Annotated in this window: 15 protein-coding genes; 12 read left to right on the top strand and 3 right to left on the bottom strand. The window is 71.4% G+C overall.

All coding sequences use genetic code 11. From position 1 onward, the window contains the following. Positions 1-27: 27 nt before the first annotated feature. From rsmD to mutM, 7 genes are all read left to right on the top strand, one after another. Positions 28-612, top strand: a complete 585-nt coding sequence (gene rsmD, locus ACZ6RC_RS29875) for a 16S rRNA (guanine(966)-N(2))-methyltransferase RsmD (protein ID WP_391138889.1) — start codon at positions 28-30, stop codon at positions 610-612. Between the two features lie 26 nt (positions 613-638). Next, positions 639-1130 carry a pantetheine-phosphate adenylyltransferase gene (coaD, locus tag ACZ6RC_RS29870; RefSeq protein ID WP_391139651.1) on the top strand — a complete coding sequence of 164 codons (492 nt, stop codon included), beginning with the start codon at positions 639-641 and terminating at the stop codon, positions 1128-1130. Between the two features lie 121 nt (positions 1131-1251). Continuing rightward, positions 1252-2325 carry an ATP synthase F0 subunit B gene (locus tag ACZ6RC_RS29865; RefSeq protein ID WP_469589065.1) on the top strand — a complete coding sequence of 358 codons (1074 nt, stop codon included), beginning with the start codon at positions 1252-1254 and terminating at the stop codon, positions 2323-2325. Between the two features lie 128 nt (positions 2326-2453). Beyond that, positions 2454-3146: a YceD family protein gene (locus ACZ6RC_RS29860; RefSeq protein WP_391138885.1), complete on the top strand. Its 693-nt coding sequence runs from the start codon at positions 2454-2456 to the stop codon at positions 3144-3146. A gap of 2 nt (positions 3147-3148) precedes the next feature. Then, complete coding sequence (gene rpmF, locus ACZ6RC_RS29855) at positions 3149-3322, top strand: 50S ribosomal protein L32 (RefSeq protein WP_030496967.1); 174 nt, start codon at positions 3149-3151, stop codon at positions 3320-3322. 19 nt (positions 3323-3341) lie between these two features. Next, entirely contained in the window at positions 3342-4154 is an 813-nt protein-coding gene (rnc, locus tag ACZ6RC_RS29850) for a ribonuclease III (RefSeq protein ID WP_391138882.1), read from the top strand. A 173-nt stretch (positions 4155-4327) separates the two neighbouring features. Continuing rightward, positions 4328-5188 carry a bifunctional DNA-formamidopyrimidine glycosylase/DNA-(apurinic or apyrimidinic site) lyase gene (mutM, locus tag ACZ6RC_RS29845; protein WP_469589061.1) on the top strand — a complete coding sequence of 287 codons (861 nt, stop codon included), beginning with the start codon at positions 4328-4330 and terminating at the stop codon, positions 5186-5188. Positions 5189-5204: 16 nt separating this feature from the next. Here the strand turns inward: mutM and ACZ6RC_RS29840 are convergent, their stop codons facing one another. Then, complete coding sequence (locus tag ACZ6RC_RS29840; RefSeq protein ID WP_391138877.1) at positions 5205-5588, bottom strand: winged helix-turn-helix transcriptional regulator; 384 nt, start codon at positions 5586-5588, stop codon at positions 5205-5207. A gap of 119 nt (positions 5589-5707) precedes the next feature. Here ACZ6RC_RS29840 and ACZ6RC_RS29835 point away from each other — a divergent pair, with 119 nt between their 5' ends. After that, a complete protein-coding gene (locus ACZ6RC_RS29835) occupies positions 5708-6292 on the top strand; it encodes a flavodoxin family protein (RefSeq protein ID WP_469589056.1) in 585 nt (194 codons plus the stop codon). 70 nt (positions 6293-6362) lie between these two features. Here the strand turns inward: ACZ6RC_RS29835 and ACZ6RC_RS29830 are convergent, their stop codons facing one another. Further along, the gene (locus ACZ6RC_RS29830; RefSeq protein ID WP_469589053.1) at positions 6363-7301 is read right to left on the bottom strand and encodes a CAP domain-containing protein; all 939 of its coding nucleotides are present in this window, start codon (positions 7299-7301) and stop codon (positions 6363-6365) included. 169 nt (positions 7302-7470) lie between these two features. On the opposite strand from ACZ6RC_RS29830, the gene ACZ6RC_RS29825 reads away from it, so the two are divergent. The 4 genes from ACZ6RC_RS29825 to ACZ6RC_RS29810 all read left to right on the top strand — a co-directional run bounded on the left by ACZ6RC_RS29825 (position 7471) and on the right by ACZ6RC_RS29810 (position 13724). Further along, positions 7471-7752 (top strand): acylphosphatase, encoded by a 282-nt coding sequence (locus ACZ6RC_RS29825; RefSeq protein WP_391138859.1) that lies wholly within the window; start codon positions 7471-7473, stop codon positions 7750-7752. 403 nt (positions 7753-8155) lie between these two features. Then, positions 8156-8371 carry a hypothetical protein gene (locus ACZ6RC_RS29820; RefSeq protein ID WP_391138857.1) on the top strand — a complete coding sequence of 72 codons (216 nt, stop codon included), beginning with the start codon at positions 8156-8158 and terminating at the stop codon, positions 8369-8371. A gap of 172 nt (positions 8372-8543) precedes the next feature. Further along, positions 8544-12095 (top strand): chromosome segregation protein SMC, encoded by a 3552-nt coding sequence (gene smc, locus ACZ6RC_RS29815; RefSeq protein WP_469589048.1) that lies wholly within the window; start codon positions 8544-8546, stop codon positions 12093-12095. A gap of 201 nt (positions 12096-12296) precedes the next feature. After that, positions 12297-13724 (top strand): sugar porter family MFS transporter, encoded by a 1428-nt coding sequence (locus ACZ6RC_RS29810; protein WP_391138852.1) that lies wholly within the window; start codon positions 12297-12299, stop codon positions 13722-13724. A 49-nt stretch (positions 13725-13773) separates the two neighbouring features. Here ACZ6RC_RS29810 and ACZ6RC_RS29805 read toward each other — a convergent pair whose 3' ends face one another. Then, positions 13774-14745, bottom strand: a complete 972-nt coding sequence (locus ACZ6RC_RS29805) for an LLM class flavin-dependent oxidoreductase (RefSeq protein WP_469589044.1) — start codon at positions 14743-14745, stop codon at positions 13774-13776. Positions 14746-14765: the final 20 nt, after the last annotated feature.

The raw sequence follows: 14765 nt of genomic DNA, 5'->3' as shown, positions 1-14765 counted from the left end.
TCCCGAAGAGAACGGCAAGGACCTCAGATGACCCGCGTGATCGCCGGCACCGCCGGCGGACGCCGACTGGCCGTGCCGCCCGGCACCGGCACCCGCCCCACCTCCGACCGGGCGCGCGAGGGCCTCTTCTCCACCTGGGAGGCGCTCCTCGGCACCCTGGACGGGACGCGGGTCGCCGACCTCTACGCCGGCTCCGGCGCCGTCGGCCTGGAAGCGCTCTCCCGGGGCGCGGCCCACGCCCTCCTCGTCGAGGCCGACACCCGGGCCGCCAGGACCGTCCGCGACAACGTCCGCGCCCTCGGGCTGCCCGGCGCCGAGGTCCGTACCGGCAAAGCGGAACAGATCGTGACGGGCCCGGCGCCCGCCGACCCCTACGACCTCGTCTTCCTCGACCCGCCGTACGCCGTCTCGGACGACGATCTTCGGGAGATCCTGCTCACACTCCGCTCCGGGGGCTGGATCGGCGACGACGCCCTCGTCACCGTGGAGCGCAGCACCCGAGGCGGAGAATTCGGCTGGCCGGCCGGTTACGAGCCATTGCGGGCCCGTCGCTACGGCGAGGGAACGTTTTGGTACGGTCGCGCCGCCTCTACGTGCGAAGACGCACGATGACCGGACCGGAGAGCGAGGGACCCACGTTGCGCCGCGCCGTCTGTCCGGGGTCATTCGACCCCATCACCAACGGACATCTCGACATCATCGCCCGCGCCTCCAAGCTGTACGACGTCGTGCACGTCGCGGTGATGATCAACCAGTCCAAGAAGGGCCTGTTCACGGTCGACGAGCGGATCGAACTGATCCACGAGGTGACCGCCGACTTCGGCAACGTCGAGGTCGAGTCCTTCCACGGCCTCCTCGTCGACTTCTGCAAGCAGCGGGACATCCCCGCCATCGTCAAGGGCCTGCGCGCGGTCAGCGACTTCGACTACGAGCTGCAGATGGCCCAGATGAACATCGGCCTCTCGGGCGTCGAGACGCTGTTCGTCCCCACCAACCCCACCTACAGCTTCCTGTCGTCCTCGCTGGTCAAGGAGGTCGCCGCCTGGGGCGGCGACGTCTCGCACCTGGTGCCCGAGGCCGTCCTCGGCAGGCTCACCGAGCGGCTCGCCGAGCAGCGCGGCGGGCAGTGACCCGCACGCCACCGCGCGCGACCGCCACTGACAGACCGTCACCCGGTGTCGGACGGGGGACGACTGCCCTTACAGTCGTCCCGTCCGTCTCCATCCAGCTGTAGAGAGTGGCGAGCACCCGGTGGACGTGCAGAAGAAGCTCGACGAGATCGTTTCGACGGTCACCCACGCCCGGTCCATGCCCATGTCGGCGTCCTGCGTCGTCAACCGGGCCGAGCTGCTCGCCCTGCTCGACGAGGTGCGACAGGCCCTGCCCGGCTCCCTGGCCCAGGCCCAGGAGCTGATCGGCGGGCGGGAGCAGATGGTCGAGCAGGCCCGCCAGGAGGCCGAGCGGATCATCGAGGCCGCCCACGCCGAGCGCGGCTCGCTGATCTCCGACACCCAGGTCGCCCGCCGCTCCCAGGACGAGGCGGAGCGGATCCTCGACGAGGCCCGCCGCGAGGCCGAGGAGATCCGCGCCGAGGCCGACGACTACGTCGACTCCAAGCTCGCCAACTTCGAGGTCGTCCTCAACAAGACCATCGGCTCCGTCGACCGCGGCCGCGAGAAGCTGCTCGGCCGCGGCCCCGGTCTCGACGCGCAGGGGTACGCCGACGAGGACGCTCCCGAGTACAGCTCGGACCCGCAGACCCTGATCCACCGGGCCGACGAGTACGTCGACGCCAAGCTCGGCGCCTTCGAGGCGGTGCTCTCCAAGACCCTGGAGGCGGTCGGCCGCGGCCGGCAGAAGCTCCACGGCCGGATCGCCACCGACGACCTCGGCGCCCACATGGCGGCCCAGGACGCGGCCGGGGGAGCGGTGCACACCAGTGACGCCGACTATCTGGCCGGACTCGCCGAGCTGGCGGACCCCGCGCCGGTGGGCCGGCAGGCCCCGGAGCAGGCCCCGCAGGTCCCGGCCCAGCACCCCGACCCGTACGGCACCGCCGCCTCCCACACCCAGGGCTACGGCGAGCAGTCCCAGCTCCCGCAGCAGGACGCGTACGCCTACCAGACCCAGGACCCGTACGCGTACCAGAACCAGGGCCAGGACCCGTACGCCTACCAGCAGCCCTACGCCTACGAGCAGCAGCACCAGGTCCAGCAGCACCAGGTCCCGCAGCAGCAGCAGGCGGCGGCGCTCGACGAGACCAGCTTCTTCGACACCGGCATGATCGACCTGGAGCAGCTGCGCCGGTACGAGCAGGGGCAGTGAGCCCGGTGGCGGCCCCGGCCCGGATTGGGTCCTGAGCGAAGCGTCCAGTATCCTGGCTCTTCGGTCGCGCGTATGCCCGCGATCCATGCTGCCCGCTTCGCCTCTCGACGCGCACCCATCGTGTCCCGATGCGAGCACGGCAGCCGCCTCACGATCCGAAAGCAGGAAGAACCCTGAGCACGCGCCTCGACCACCGCAATCCCCTCGTGTTCGACACACACGAGCTGGGGCGGCGTCCTGGTGCCCTCCAGCGGCTCTCCCGCTCGGTGTCGGCCCCGGCCGACCTCGGGGTCGAAGGGGTCGTCGGTGTGCCGGAAGGCGCGCCTGTGGAGATCGAGCTCCGTCTCGAGTCGGTCATGGAAGGGGTGCTCGTCACAGGCACCGCCCGTGCATCGGCCGCAGGGGAGTGCGTAAGGTGTCTGGAGCCCGTCGAGCTCGAGCTCGACGTGGACTTCCAGGAGATGTTCTCGTACCCCGACTCCGACGACCGGGGCCGCTCCAAGGCGGCCGCGGACGACGAAGCCGAGGACGACGAGGACATGATTCCCCTCGAGGACGGCATGTTCGACCTCGAACCCGTGCTGCGTGATGCGGTGGTGCTCGCACTGCCGATGCAGCCGGTGTGCCGGGAGGACTGTGCGGGTCTGTGTTCCGAATGTGGGACCAACCTGAACGACAATCCGGACCACCACCATGACGCCGTCGACATCCGTTGGGCGGCACTGCAGGGACTCGCCGGTTCGCTGGGAACCGATGAGAAGGACAACATGAGCGGCGACGGGCCTGGGTCTGCACGCGCCGCCGAGAAGCAGGAGAAGTAGCCGTGGCTGTTCCGAAGCGGAAGATGTCGCGCAGCAACACGCGCCACCGCCGGTCGCAGTGGAAGGCTGCGGTCCCCACCCTGGTTTCGTGTGAGCGTTGCCAGGAGCCGAAGCAGCAGCACATCGCGTGCCCGAGCTGCGGCACCTACAACAAGCGCCAGGTCCTCTCGGTCTGAGTGGCTGGTGAGAGGCGCAATGTCTGAGTCCCACACGTCGGACAACAAGACGGACAATGCCTCGTCCCACACGCTTCTGGAAGGGCGGCTCGGGTATCAGCTCGAGTCCGCCCTTCTGGTGCGTGCGCTGACCCACCGCTCGTACGCGTACGAGAACGGCGGTCTGCCCACCAACGAGCGGCTGGAGTTCCTCGGGGACTCCGTGCTCGGCCTGGTGGTCACGGACACGCTGTACCGCACCCACCCCGACCTGCCCGAAGGCCAGCTGGCCAAGTTGCGGGCCGCGGTGGTCAACTCGCGTGCGCTGGCGGAGGTGGGCCGCGGCCTCGAACTCGGCTCCTTCATCCGGCTCGGCCGGGGCGAAGAGGGCACGGGCGGCCGGGACAAGGCGTCCATCCTTGCCGACACCCTTGAAGCGGTGATCGGCGCGGTCTATCTCGACCAGGGCCTCGATGCGGCGTCCGAGCTGGTGCACCGGCTCTTCGACCCGCTGATCGAGAAGTCCTCGAACCTCGGTGCAGGACTGGACTGGAAGACCAGCCTCCAGGAACTCACCGCGGCCGAGGGCCTGGGGGTCCCGGAGTACCTCGTCTCCGAGACGGGCCCGGACCACGAGAAGATCTTCACTGCTGCCGCCCGCGTCGGTGGTGTCTCGTACGGCACCGGCACCGGCCGCAGCAAGAAGGAAGCGGAGCAGCAGGCCGCGGAATCCGCGTGGCGTGCGATCCGCGCGGCCGCGGACGAGCGGGTGGCCGCGGCGAAGGCCGCGGCCGAGGCGGGAACGGAGGAGATCGCCGACGTCTCCTCCCCCGCGGATCAGGCATCCGCCTGAGGCCACACCCTTCCTGACGACCCCGCCCGGAACCTCCACGAGGTTCCGGGCGGGGTCGTTCGCGTGAGGCCCCTTCTCCCACCGGCTCGGGCCGGGACTCCTCGGAGCGGGGGGGCGAACCCCGGGCGGTAGGCTGACGGGCGTCGTTCCCGTACCCCCTCCGGAGGAGTCACGTGCCCGAGCTGCCCGAGGTCGAGGTCGTACGGCGCGGGCTCGAGCGCTGGATCGACGGGCGGACCGTGGGCGAGGTCGAGGTGCTCCACCCGCGGGCCGTGCGCCGGCACCCGGCCGGCGGGGACGATTTCGCGGCGCGGCTGAGGGGCCGCCGGTTCGGGACCGCCCGCCGGCGCGGCAAGTACCTCTGGATCCCGCTCGCCGACGAGGACGTCTCCGTCCTCGGACACCTCGGCATGAGCGGCCAGCTCCTCGTGCAGCCGGAGAGCGCTCCCGCCGAGAAGCACCTGCGGATCCGCGTCCGGTTCGACGACGCCCTCGGCACGGAGCTGCGCTTCGTCGACCAGCGCACCTTCGGCGGTCTCTCGCTCCACGACAACACTCCGGACGGCCTGCCCGACGTCATCGCGCACATCGCGCGCGACCCGCTGGACCCGGCGTTCGACGACGCCGCCTTCCAGGCCGCGCTCCGCCTGCGCCGTACGACCATCAAGCGCGCGCTGCTCGACCAGTCGCTGATCAGCGGCGTCGGCAACATCTACGCCGACGAGGCGCTCTGGCGCGCCCGACTGCACTACGAACGCCCCACCGCGACCCTGACCCGCCCCCGCTCGGCCGAACTGCTCGGCCACGTGCGGGACGTCATGAACTCCGCGCTCGCCGCCGGCGGGACCAGCTTCGACAGCCTCTACGTCAACGTCAACGGCGAATCCGGCTACTTCGACCGCTCGCTTGACGCGTACGGGCGCGAGGACGAGCCGTGCCGCCGCTGCGGTACGCCGATGCGGCGCCGGCCCTGGATGAACAGGTCCAGCTACTTCTGTCCGCGCTGCCAGCGACCGCCCCGCACCGTCCTCTGAGGACGGTGCGGGGCGGTCACGGCGCGGCGGTCTCGCGCGCCGCGTCGTACTCCGCGCGGGCCGTGAGCACCTGCGGCATCCGCCCCTCGACCAAGTCGATCAGGCCGTGCAGATGCTCGGCGATCTCCCGGCCGAGCGGCGTCAGGCGGTAGTCCACCCGCGGCGGGTTGGTCGGCCGTGCCTCGCGGTGGACCAGACCGTCCCGCTCCAGGGCGTGCAGCGTCTGCGACAGCATCTTCTCGCTCACCCCGTCGACCCGGCGCCGCAGCTCGTTGAAGCGGTACGAGCCTTCGTACAGCGCGCCCAGGGTGAGGCTGCCCCACCGGCCCGTCACATGCTCGAGCGTCTCGCGCGAGGTGCAGGCCCGGGCGAACACGTCGAACACCAGCTCGTCAGTCATGCCCTCTACCATACCCGCGCGCAGCGCTGTGTATCAGAGTGCGCTAACTGGTGGCTTGCACTAACCAGAAGTTAGTGCTCTACTTCTGGTCATCGCCCCCCGCTGATGAGGAGTCCTCCATGACCGCGCCCGTCGTCTCCATCGCCTACCACTCCGGCTTCGGCCACACCGCCGTCGTCGCCGAGGCCGTCCGTGACGGCGCCGCCGACGCCGGTGCCACCGTGCACCTGATCAAGGTGGACGAGATCACCGAGGCCGACTGGGAGCTGCTGGACGCCTCCGACGCGATCGTCTTCGGCTCGCCGACCTACATGGGCACCGCCTCCGGCGCGTTCCACACCTTCGCCGAGGCCACGTCGAAGCGCTGGTTCAGCGACGCCTGGATGGACAAGCTGGCCGCCGGATTCACCAACTCCGCCTCCAAGAGCGGCGACAAGCTGCACACCCTGCAGTTCTTCCAGACCCTCGCCGCCCAGCACGGCATGACCTGGGTCAACCTCGGCCTGAAGCCGGGCTGGAACACCAGCGACGCCTCCGAGAACGACCTCAACCGCCTCGGCTTCTTCTCCGGCGCCGGCGCCCAGACCCCGAACGACCTGGGCCCCGAGGGCGTCCACAAGGCCGATCTCGCCACCGCCGAGCACCTCGGCCGCCGCGTCGCCAGCGTCGCCCGCACCCTCACCGCGGGCCGCGCCGCCGCCTGACCGCCGGTAGGCGAAAGGGCCCCGTCACCGCAGGGTGACGGGGCCCTTTCGCCTACCGGTCAGGCGTGGCTCAGAAGCCGAAGTCCTGGGTCCACCACGGGCCGCCGGACGCGAAGTGGGCACCGACGCCCACCGTCGTGTAGTCGCAGTTCAGGATGTTGGCGCGGTGGCCGTCGCTGGCCATCCAGGACGCCATCACGGCCGCCGCGTCCGCCTGGCCGCGGGCGATGTTCTCGCCGCCCAAGCCGGATATGCCCGCCTTCTCGGCGCGTGCCCAGGGGGTGGCGCCGTCCGGGTCGGTGTGGTCGAAGAAGCCGCGCTCGGCCATGTCCGCGCTGAACGCGCCGGCCAGCTTCGCCAGCTCGGCGTCCGAGCGCACCGGGCTGCAGCCCACCTTCGCCCGCTCCTCGTTGACCAGCCGGACGACCTCCGCCTCGGCGGCCGCCTCGCGGTCGACCGGTGCCGGGGCCTTCGTCGGCGGGGCCGGCTTCGCGGTCGTCGGGGCAGGCTTCGGCGCCGCGGGCCGCTTGGTCCGGGGCGGTGCCTCCACCGTCTTCGACGGCTTCGCGGTCCTCGACGGAGGGGCGGACGGCTTCTTCGGCTTCGGGGCGGCGGTCGTCCTGGAGGGGGTGGGCGTCGGCTTCGCGGACGGCGTGGCCGTCTTCGAGGGGGTGCCGGTGCCCGGCCGCGCCGTCTCCGGGGTGGAGGCGCGGTCGGACGGGGTCGCCGAGGCGCCGCCCTGCGTCGTCAGCCGCGGAACCTGCGGGGATTGCGGCTGCGACCGGGTCTCGCCCGAGCCGACGCTGCCGACGGTGTGGGTCTCCCCGCCCGGAAGCAGGCCGGAGGCGACGGCGACCGCGCCGACCGCCACCGCGGCCGAGACGCCGAGCAGCCCGGTACGGACGGGCCCGCCCCGCTTCTTGCGGCGCGCACCCTGGTGCCGACGGTCCGCGCCGGCCGCGTACTCTTCTGCGGCGGGCGCGGCGCCGGAGCGACGATGGCGTCCCATCTGCTCTGCCTTCCTGACGACCTGTGCTGTGCTCTTTGCTGATCTTTGCTTCTGTGGATCATTCGAACGGGCCGCACTCGTATGGGTGAGCCTCATTCCGTCGGGACTGTACGCCATGCGGCGTGGGGGCGGTGGGCTCCTGCGGCGATTGGTTCGTTAGCGTTCAGTCATGAACGAAGACGTACGGCTCACCGCCTGGGTGCGCGGCCGAGTACAGGGAGTGGGCTTCCGCTGGTTCACCAGGGCAAACGCTCTGGAGATCGGAGGCCTGGTCGGCTTCGCCCTCAATCTCGACGACGGCCGTGTGCAGGTCGTGGCGGAAGGGGCGAGTGAGAATTGCCACCGCCTGCTCGACTGGCTCCGCTCGGCCGACACACCCGGGCGCGTGGACGGAGTCACTGAGATCTGGGACACGCCGCGCGGCGGCTACGACGGCTTCGCCATCCGCTGAGCCAGCCCGGAGCCCTTCGGCGACCCTCCGCCCGGCGGCCCGTGCGCCCACCGGGCGGACGTTCGAGGAACGGCCCGTGAAGGGGAAATGACCTGGTCGTTGCCGAGAAGCTCTTGCCTTGTCCGGCCGGCCGAGGAAGGATGATCTCGACAGCCCCCGAGGCACCGGGTCGAGAGGCGCCGCCGCATGGTCCGCGGCCGCTGCCCGCCGGTTGCCCCTTGATGAGGGGCGTGATCGTGTTGACCGTCAAACTTTTTGGTGAGATTCTGGAAGCCCCGCGCACCTGAGCTGTTCGGCAGTGAGAACGGGCACGACAAGCAGTACCGCCGAGCACCGCGGGTGCGAAATCCCTCACGACCCACACCGCAATCGGTCGGTCACTCAGTGTGGAGGACCATCCATCATGGCAAAGGCGCTTCTCGGTTACGTCGGCGGCTCCGACCCGCGACTCCTCGCCGAGATGCGACGGCTGCAGCAGCGCGTCCAGGACCTCGAGTCCGAGCTTGTACGGATTCAGTCCGAGAACGACGCGCTCAACGCGGCCGCCGCACATCACGGAGACTCGCTGCTTCACGGCATCGACCTCGACGTACCCCAGGCGGAGCCTGCGCTCACCTGACGCGACAACCCGCAAGGGTGAGGTGAGAGACACTCTCGCTGGCACAGCCAGATATGCAAGGGACGCTTCGGCGTCCCTTCTTTCTTGCCTCCCCCAGGGCCCTCTCCCTGAGGGGGGATCTGCCCTTCGCCTTCACCGGTGAAACGCGTGTGCACCGGTAGAGTCCCGGGGCGTGCATCTCAAGGCCCTGACCCTTCGCGGTTTCAAGTCGTTCGCGTCCGCCACCACGCTGCGGTTCGAACCGGGGATCACCTGCGTCGTGGGCCCCAACGGATCCGGCAAGTCCAATGTCGTGGACGCGCTCTCCTGGGTCATGGGCGAGCAGGGCGCCAAGTCGCTGCGCGGCGGCAAGATGGAGGACGTCATCTTCGCCGGCACGACCGGGCGGCCCCCGCTCGGCCGCGCCGAGGTCTCGCTCACCATCGACAACGCCGACGGCGCCCTGCCCATCGACTACGCCGAGGTCACGATCACCCGGATCATGTTCCGGGGCGGCAGCAGCGAGTACCAGATCAACGGCGACACCTGCCGGCTGCTCGACATCCAGGACCTGCTCTCCGACTCCGGCATCGGCCGCGAGATGCACGTCATCGTCGGCCAGGGACAGCTGGACTCCGTCCTGCACGCCGACCCGATGGGCCGCAGGGCCTTCATCGAGGAGGCGGCCGGTGTACTCAAGCACCGCAAGCGCAAGGAGAAGGCGCTGCGGAAGCTGGACGCGATGCAGGCCAACCTCGCGCGCGTGCAGGACCTCACCGACGAACTGCGCCGCCAGCTCAAGCCCCTCGGCCGGCAGGCCGCGGTCGCCCGCCGCGCCGCCGTCATCCAGGCCGACCTGCGCGACGCCCGGCTCCGGCTCCTCTCGGACGACCTCGTACGGCTCCGGGAGGCGCTGAGCGCCGAGGTCGCCGACGAGGCCGCGCTGCTCGCCCGGAAGGAGAGCGCCGAGACGGAGCTGCGGGCCGCGCTCGCCCGGGAGGCCGGCCTCGAGGACGAGGTCCGGCGGCTCGCCCCACGCCTCCAGCGCGCCCAGCAGACCTGGTACGAACTCTCCCAGCTCGCCGAGCGGGTGCGCGGCACCGTCTCGCTCGCCGACGCGCGCGTGAAGAGCGCCACCGCCCAGCCGCCGGAGGAGCGCCGGGGGCGCGACCCCGAGGACATGGAGCGCGAGGCCGCCCGGATCCGGGAGCAGGAGGCAGAGCTGGAGGCGGCTCTGGAGGCCGCCGAGCGGGCCCTGGAGGACACGGTCGCCCATCGCGCCGAACTGGAGCGCGAACTGGCGGTCGAGGAGCGCCGCCTCAGGGACGTGGCCCGCGCCATCGCCGACCGGCGCGAGGGGCTCGCCCGGCTGCACGGTCAGGTCAACGCGGCCCGTTCGCGCGCCGCGTCCGCGCAGGCCGAGATCGACCGGCTGGCCGCCGCCCGCGACGAGGCAGGGGAGCGGGCCGTCCTCGCCCAGGAGGAGTACGAGCAGCTCAAGGCCGAGGTCGACGGGCTCGACGCGGACGACAGCGCGCTGGGGGAGCGGTACGAGACCGCCCGCCGGGACCTCGCCGAGGCGGAGGCGGCGCTCTCCGCCGCCCGGGACGCCGCCGCCGCGGCCGACCGCTCCCGGGCGGCGACCCGGGCCCGCCACGAAACCCTGGCCCTGGGCCTGCGCCGCAAGGACGGGACGGGGGCGCTGCTGGCCGCCCGCGACGACCTCACCGGCCTCCTCGGCCCCGCCGCCGAACTCCTCACCGTCACCCCCGGACACGAGGTCCCGCTCGCCGCCGCCCTCGGCGCCGCGGCGGACGCGGTCGCCGTCTCGGGCCCCTCCACCGCGGTCGAGGCGCTGCGCCTGCTGCGCAAGCAGGACGGGGGCCGGGCGGCGCTGCTGCTCACCGGGGCGCAGGCCCCGGCCGAGACCCCGGTGCCCCCGGAGGTCGCCCGGGCAGCCTCCTTCGTGCGCGGCCCCGAGGAGCTGATGGGCGCGGTACGGCGCCTGCTCGACGGGATCGTCGTCGTCGGAACCCTGGAGGAGGCCGAGGAGCTGGTCCGCGCGCACCCGGGGCTCACCGCCGTCACCGCCGAGGGCGACCTGCTCGGGGCGCACTTCGCGCAGGGCGGCTCCGCGGGGGCGCCGAGCCTGCTCGAAGTGCAGGCGTCCGTCGACGAGGCCGCGGCCGAGCTCGGGGAGCTGGCCGTGCGCTGCGAGGAGCTGGCCGGCGCCCAGCACGAGGCCGGCGAGCGCCGCCGGACCGCCGCCGCGCTCGTCGAGGAGCTGGCCGAGCGCCGCCGCGCCGCCGACCGCGAGAAGTCCGCGGTCGCCCAGCGCCTGGGCCGTCTCTCGGGACAGGCCCGTGGCGCGGCGGGGGAGGCCGAGCGGACCGCCGCGGCCGCCGCCCGCGCCCAGGAGGCCCTGGAGAAGGCGCTGGAGGAGGCCGAGGAGCTGGCCGAGCGCCTGCTCGTGGCCGAGGAGACCCCGGCCGAGGAGGAGCCCGACACCTCCGTGCGCGACCGGCTCGCCGCCGACGGAGCCAACGCCCGCCAGACGGAGATGGAGGCCCGGTTGCAGCTCCGTACCCACGAGGAGCGGGTCAAGGGCCTCGCCGGGCGGGCCGACTCCCTCGACCGGGGCGCCCGCGCCGAACGTGAGGCACGCGCGCGTGCGGAACGCCGCCGTGCCCGGCTGCGTCACGAGGCGGAGGTCGCCCGCGCCGTCGCCGCGGGAGCCCGGCAGCTCCTCGCCCACATCGAGGTCTCCCTGGTCCGCGCCGAACAGGAGCGCGTCCTGGCCGAGTCCGCGAAGGGCGCCCGCGAGGAGGGCCTGGCCGCCGCCCGCGCCCGTGGCCGTGAGCTGAAGGCCGAGCTCGACAAGCTCACCGACTCCGTACACCGCGGTGAGGTGCTCGGCGCGGAGAAGCGGATGCGGATCGAGCAGCTGGAGACCAAGGCCCTGGAGGAGCTGGGCGTCGAGCCGGCCGGCCTGGTCGCGGAGTACGGCCCCGACCAGCTCGTACCGCCGTCGCCGCCGGCGGAGGGCGAGACGCTGCCCGAGGACCCGGACCATCCGCGCAACCGGCCGCGGCCCTTCGAACGCGCGGAGCAGGAGAAGCGGCTCAAGGCCGCCGAACGGGCGTACCAGCAACTCGGAAAGGTGAATCCGCTCGCTCTGGAGGAGTTCGCGGCGCTGGAGGAACGCCACAACTTCCTCTCCGAGCAGCTCGAAGACCTGAAGAAGACCCGGGCCGACCTCCTCCAGGTGGTGAAGGAGGTCGACGTCCGCGTCGAACAGGTCTTCACCGAGGCGTTCCGGGACACCGCCCGCGAGTTCGAGGGCGTCTTCTCGCGGCTCTTCCCCGGCGGCGAGGGACGGCTCGTCCTCACCGACCCCGACAACATGCTGACCACCGGCGTCGACGTGGAGGCCCGCCCGCCGGGCAAGAAGGTCAAGCGGCTCTCGCTGCTCTCCGGCGGGGAGCGTTCGCTGACCGCCGTGGCGATGCTCGTCTCCATCTTCAAGGCGCGCCCCAGCCCCTTCTACGTCATGGACGAGGTCGAGGCGGCGCTGGACGACACCAACCTCCAGCGGCTGATCCGGATCATGCGGGAGCTGCAGGAGTCCTCGCAGCTGATCGTGATCACCCATCAGAAGCGGACGATGGAGGTCGCGGACGCGCTGTACGGCGTTTCCATGCAGGGCGACGGGGTATCGAAGGTCATCAGCCAGCGGCTGCGATAGACCACCTCATTCAAGACTTGTACACAGTGGGGATCAATCACGGCCTCAATTCACAAGAGGGCAAGCCTTGACTTCGAAACTTGAAGGCATAGTCTCTGCAGCGTTACTTTTACCTTCAAGTGGTGGGCGGCGTGAAGTTGTGCGCCACTGGAAGGGCTCGCCCCCCACGCCCCGGCGAAGCCGGAGCCTCCAGGAGTCCATGTGACCAGCACCGCGCAAGCGCCCCCGCCCTCCGAAGGCCGAGCCGCCCACCCGGACCACCTCGGCCACGTCATCTTCATCACGGCGTCCGCCGCGATGGGCGGCTTCCTCTTCGGCTACGACAGCTCCGTCATCAACGGCGCCGTCGAGGCGATCCGGGACCGCTACGACATCGGATCCGGCACGCTCGCCCAGGTCATCGCGATCGCCCTGATCGGCTGCGCCATCGGCGCCGCGACCGCCGGACGGATGGCCGACAAGATCGGCCGCATCCGGTGCATGCAGATCGCCGCCGTGCTGTTCACCATCAGCGCCGTCGGGTCGGCGCTGCCGTTCGCCCTCTGGGACCTCGCCTTCTGGCGGATCGTCGGCGGCTTCGCCATCGGCATGGCCTCCGTGATCGGCCCCGCCTACATCGCCGAAGTCGCCCCCGCCGCCTACCGCGGCCGCCTCGGCTCCTTCCAGCAGGCCGCGATCGTCATCGGCATCGCCATCTCCCAGCTGGTCAACTACGGCATCCTGCAGCTCGCCGACGGCGACCAGCGGGGCGAGATCGGCGGCCTGGAAGCCTGGCAGTGGATGCTCGGCGTGATGGTGGTCCCCGCACTCCTCTACGGCCTGCTCTCCTTCGCCATCCCGGAGTCCCCCCGCTTCCTCATCTCCGTCGGCAAGATCGGCAAGGCCAAGGAAGTCCTCTCCGAGGTCGAGGGCAAGGGCGTCGACCTCGACCACCGCGTCAGCGAGATCGAGCAGGCCATGCGCCGCGAGCACAAGTCCACGATCAGGGACCTGTTCGTGAACGGCAGCCGCTTCAAGCTGCTCCCGATCGTCTGGGTCGGCATCGGACTCTCCGTCTTCCAGCAGCTCGTCGGCATCAACGTCGCCTTCTACTACTCCTCGACGCTCTGGCAGTCGGTCGGCATCGACCCCTCCAGCTCGTTCTTCTACTCGTTCACCACGTCGATCATCAACATCATCGGCACCGTGATCGCGATGGTCCTGGTCGACCGGGTGGGCCGCAAGCCGCTCGCCCTCGTCGGCTCCGTCGGCATGGCGATCGCCCTCGCCGTCGAGGCCTGGGCCTTCTCCGCCGACCTCGTCGACGGCAAACTCCCCGAGACCCAGGGCGTCGTGGCCCTCGTCGCCGCCCACGTCTTCGTGCTCTTCTTCGCCCTCTCGTGGGGCGTGGTGGTCTGGGTCTTCCTCGGCGAGATGTTCCCCAACCGGATCCGCGCCGCGGCCCTCGGCGTCGCCGCCTCCGCGCAGTGGATCGCCAACTGGGCCATCACCGCGAGCTTCCCGTCCCTCGCGGACTGGAACCTCTCCGGCACCTACATCATCTACACGGTCTTCGCCGTGCTCTCCATCCCCTTCGTACTGCGGTACGTCAAGGAGACGAAGGGCAAGGCGTTGGAGGAGATGGGCTAAACCCCGCTGCCCCGCTCCTCGAACACGGATACTGCCCCGGCTCAGGGCCCTATGCCCTGAGCCGGGGCAGTACGTCGTCCCCGAACAGCCGCAGCCCGCGCCACGCCTCCTCGACCGGCATCCCGCCGCACAGCGGATGCAGGACCACGCTCTCCAGACCCAGCGCCACGCACTCGTCCGGCGTCACGATCCGGTACACCCCCTCCGCCCGCAGCTCCTCGACCGTCGAGGCCGCCGACCGCACCGCCGACCGGATGTCCTTCGACTGCCAGGAGGCGTAGGTCCGCGCCTCGTGCAGGAAGTGCTTGCCGTAGAGCGCCCAGCACCGGTCCGGATCCTCCGACAGGTGCAGCAGCGGGGTCTCCCGCGCCGGCATCATCGTCCAGCCCTCCGTGCCGTACTCCGCGCACAGCCGCCGGTAGTGCTCCTCCAGCTCCGGCAGGTGCGCGCTCGGGAAGAACGGCAGGCCCAGCCGGGCCGCCCGCCGCGCCGCCGCCTTCGAGGACCCGCCCACCAGCAGCAGCGGATGCGGCTGGGTGAAGGGCCGCGGAGTGATCCGTACCGTACGGCCCTCGTAGGTGAACGGCTCCCCGGTCCACGCCCGCAGCAGGGTCTCCAGGAGCAGGTCCTGGAGCTTCCCGCGCCGGCCCCAGTCGACCCCGCGCTCCTCGTACTCCTCCGGGCGGTAGCCGATGCCCGCCACCGTCACCAGCCGGCCCCCGCTCAGCAGATCGAGGACCGCGATCTCCTCGGCCAGCCGCAGCGGGTCGTGCAGCGGGCCGATGGCGGCGGACACGGTGACCGCGATCCGCCGCGTCGCCCCGAACACGGCGCCGGCGAAGGCGAAGGGGGAGGGGAGCCAGTTGTCCGCGACACCGTGGTGTTCCTCGGTCTGGACGGTGTCGACCCCCCGCTCGTCGGCGTAGGCCGCCATGGCCAGTGCCGCGCGGTAGCGCTCCGAGAGGGACTCGGGGGTCGCGTCCGGATCGACGAGGTTGAACCGTACGACTGTGAAGGGCATGGCGAGTCCCCCTCCGCGGG

The sequence above is a fragment of the Streptomyces sp. NPDC048353 genome (assembly GCF_055587165.1).
This window is presented reverse-complemented; position numbering and strand designations above follow the sequence as displayed.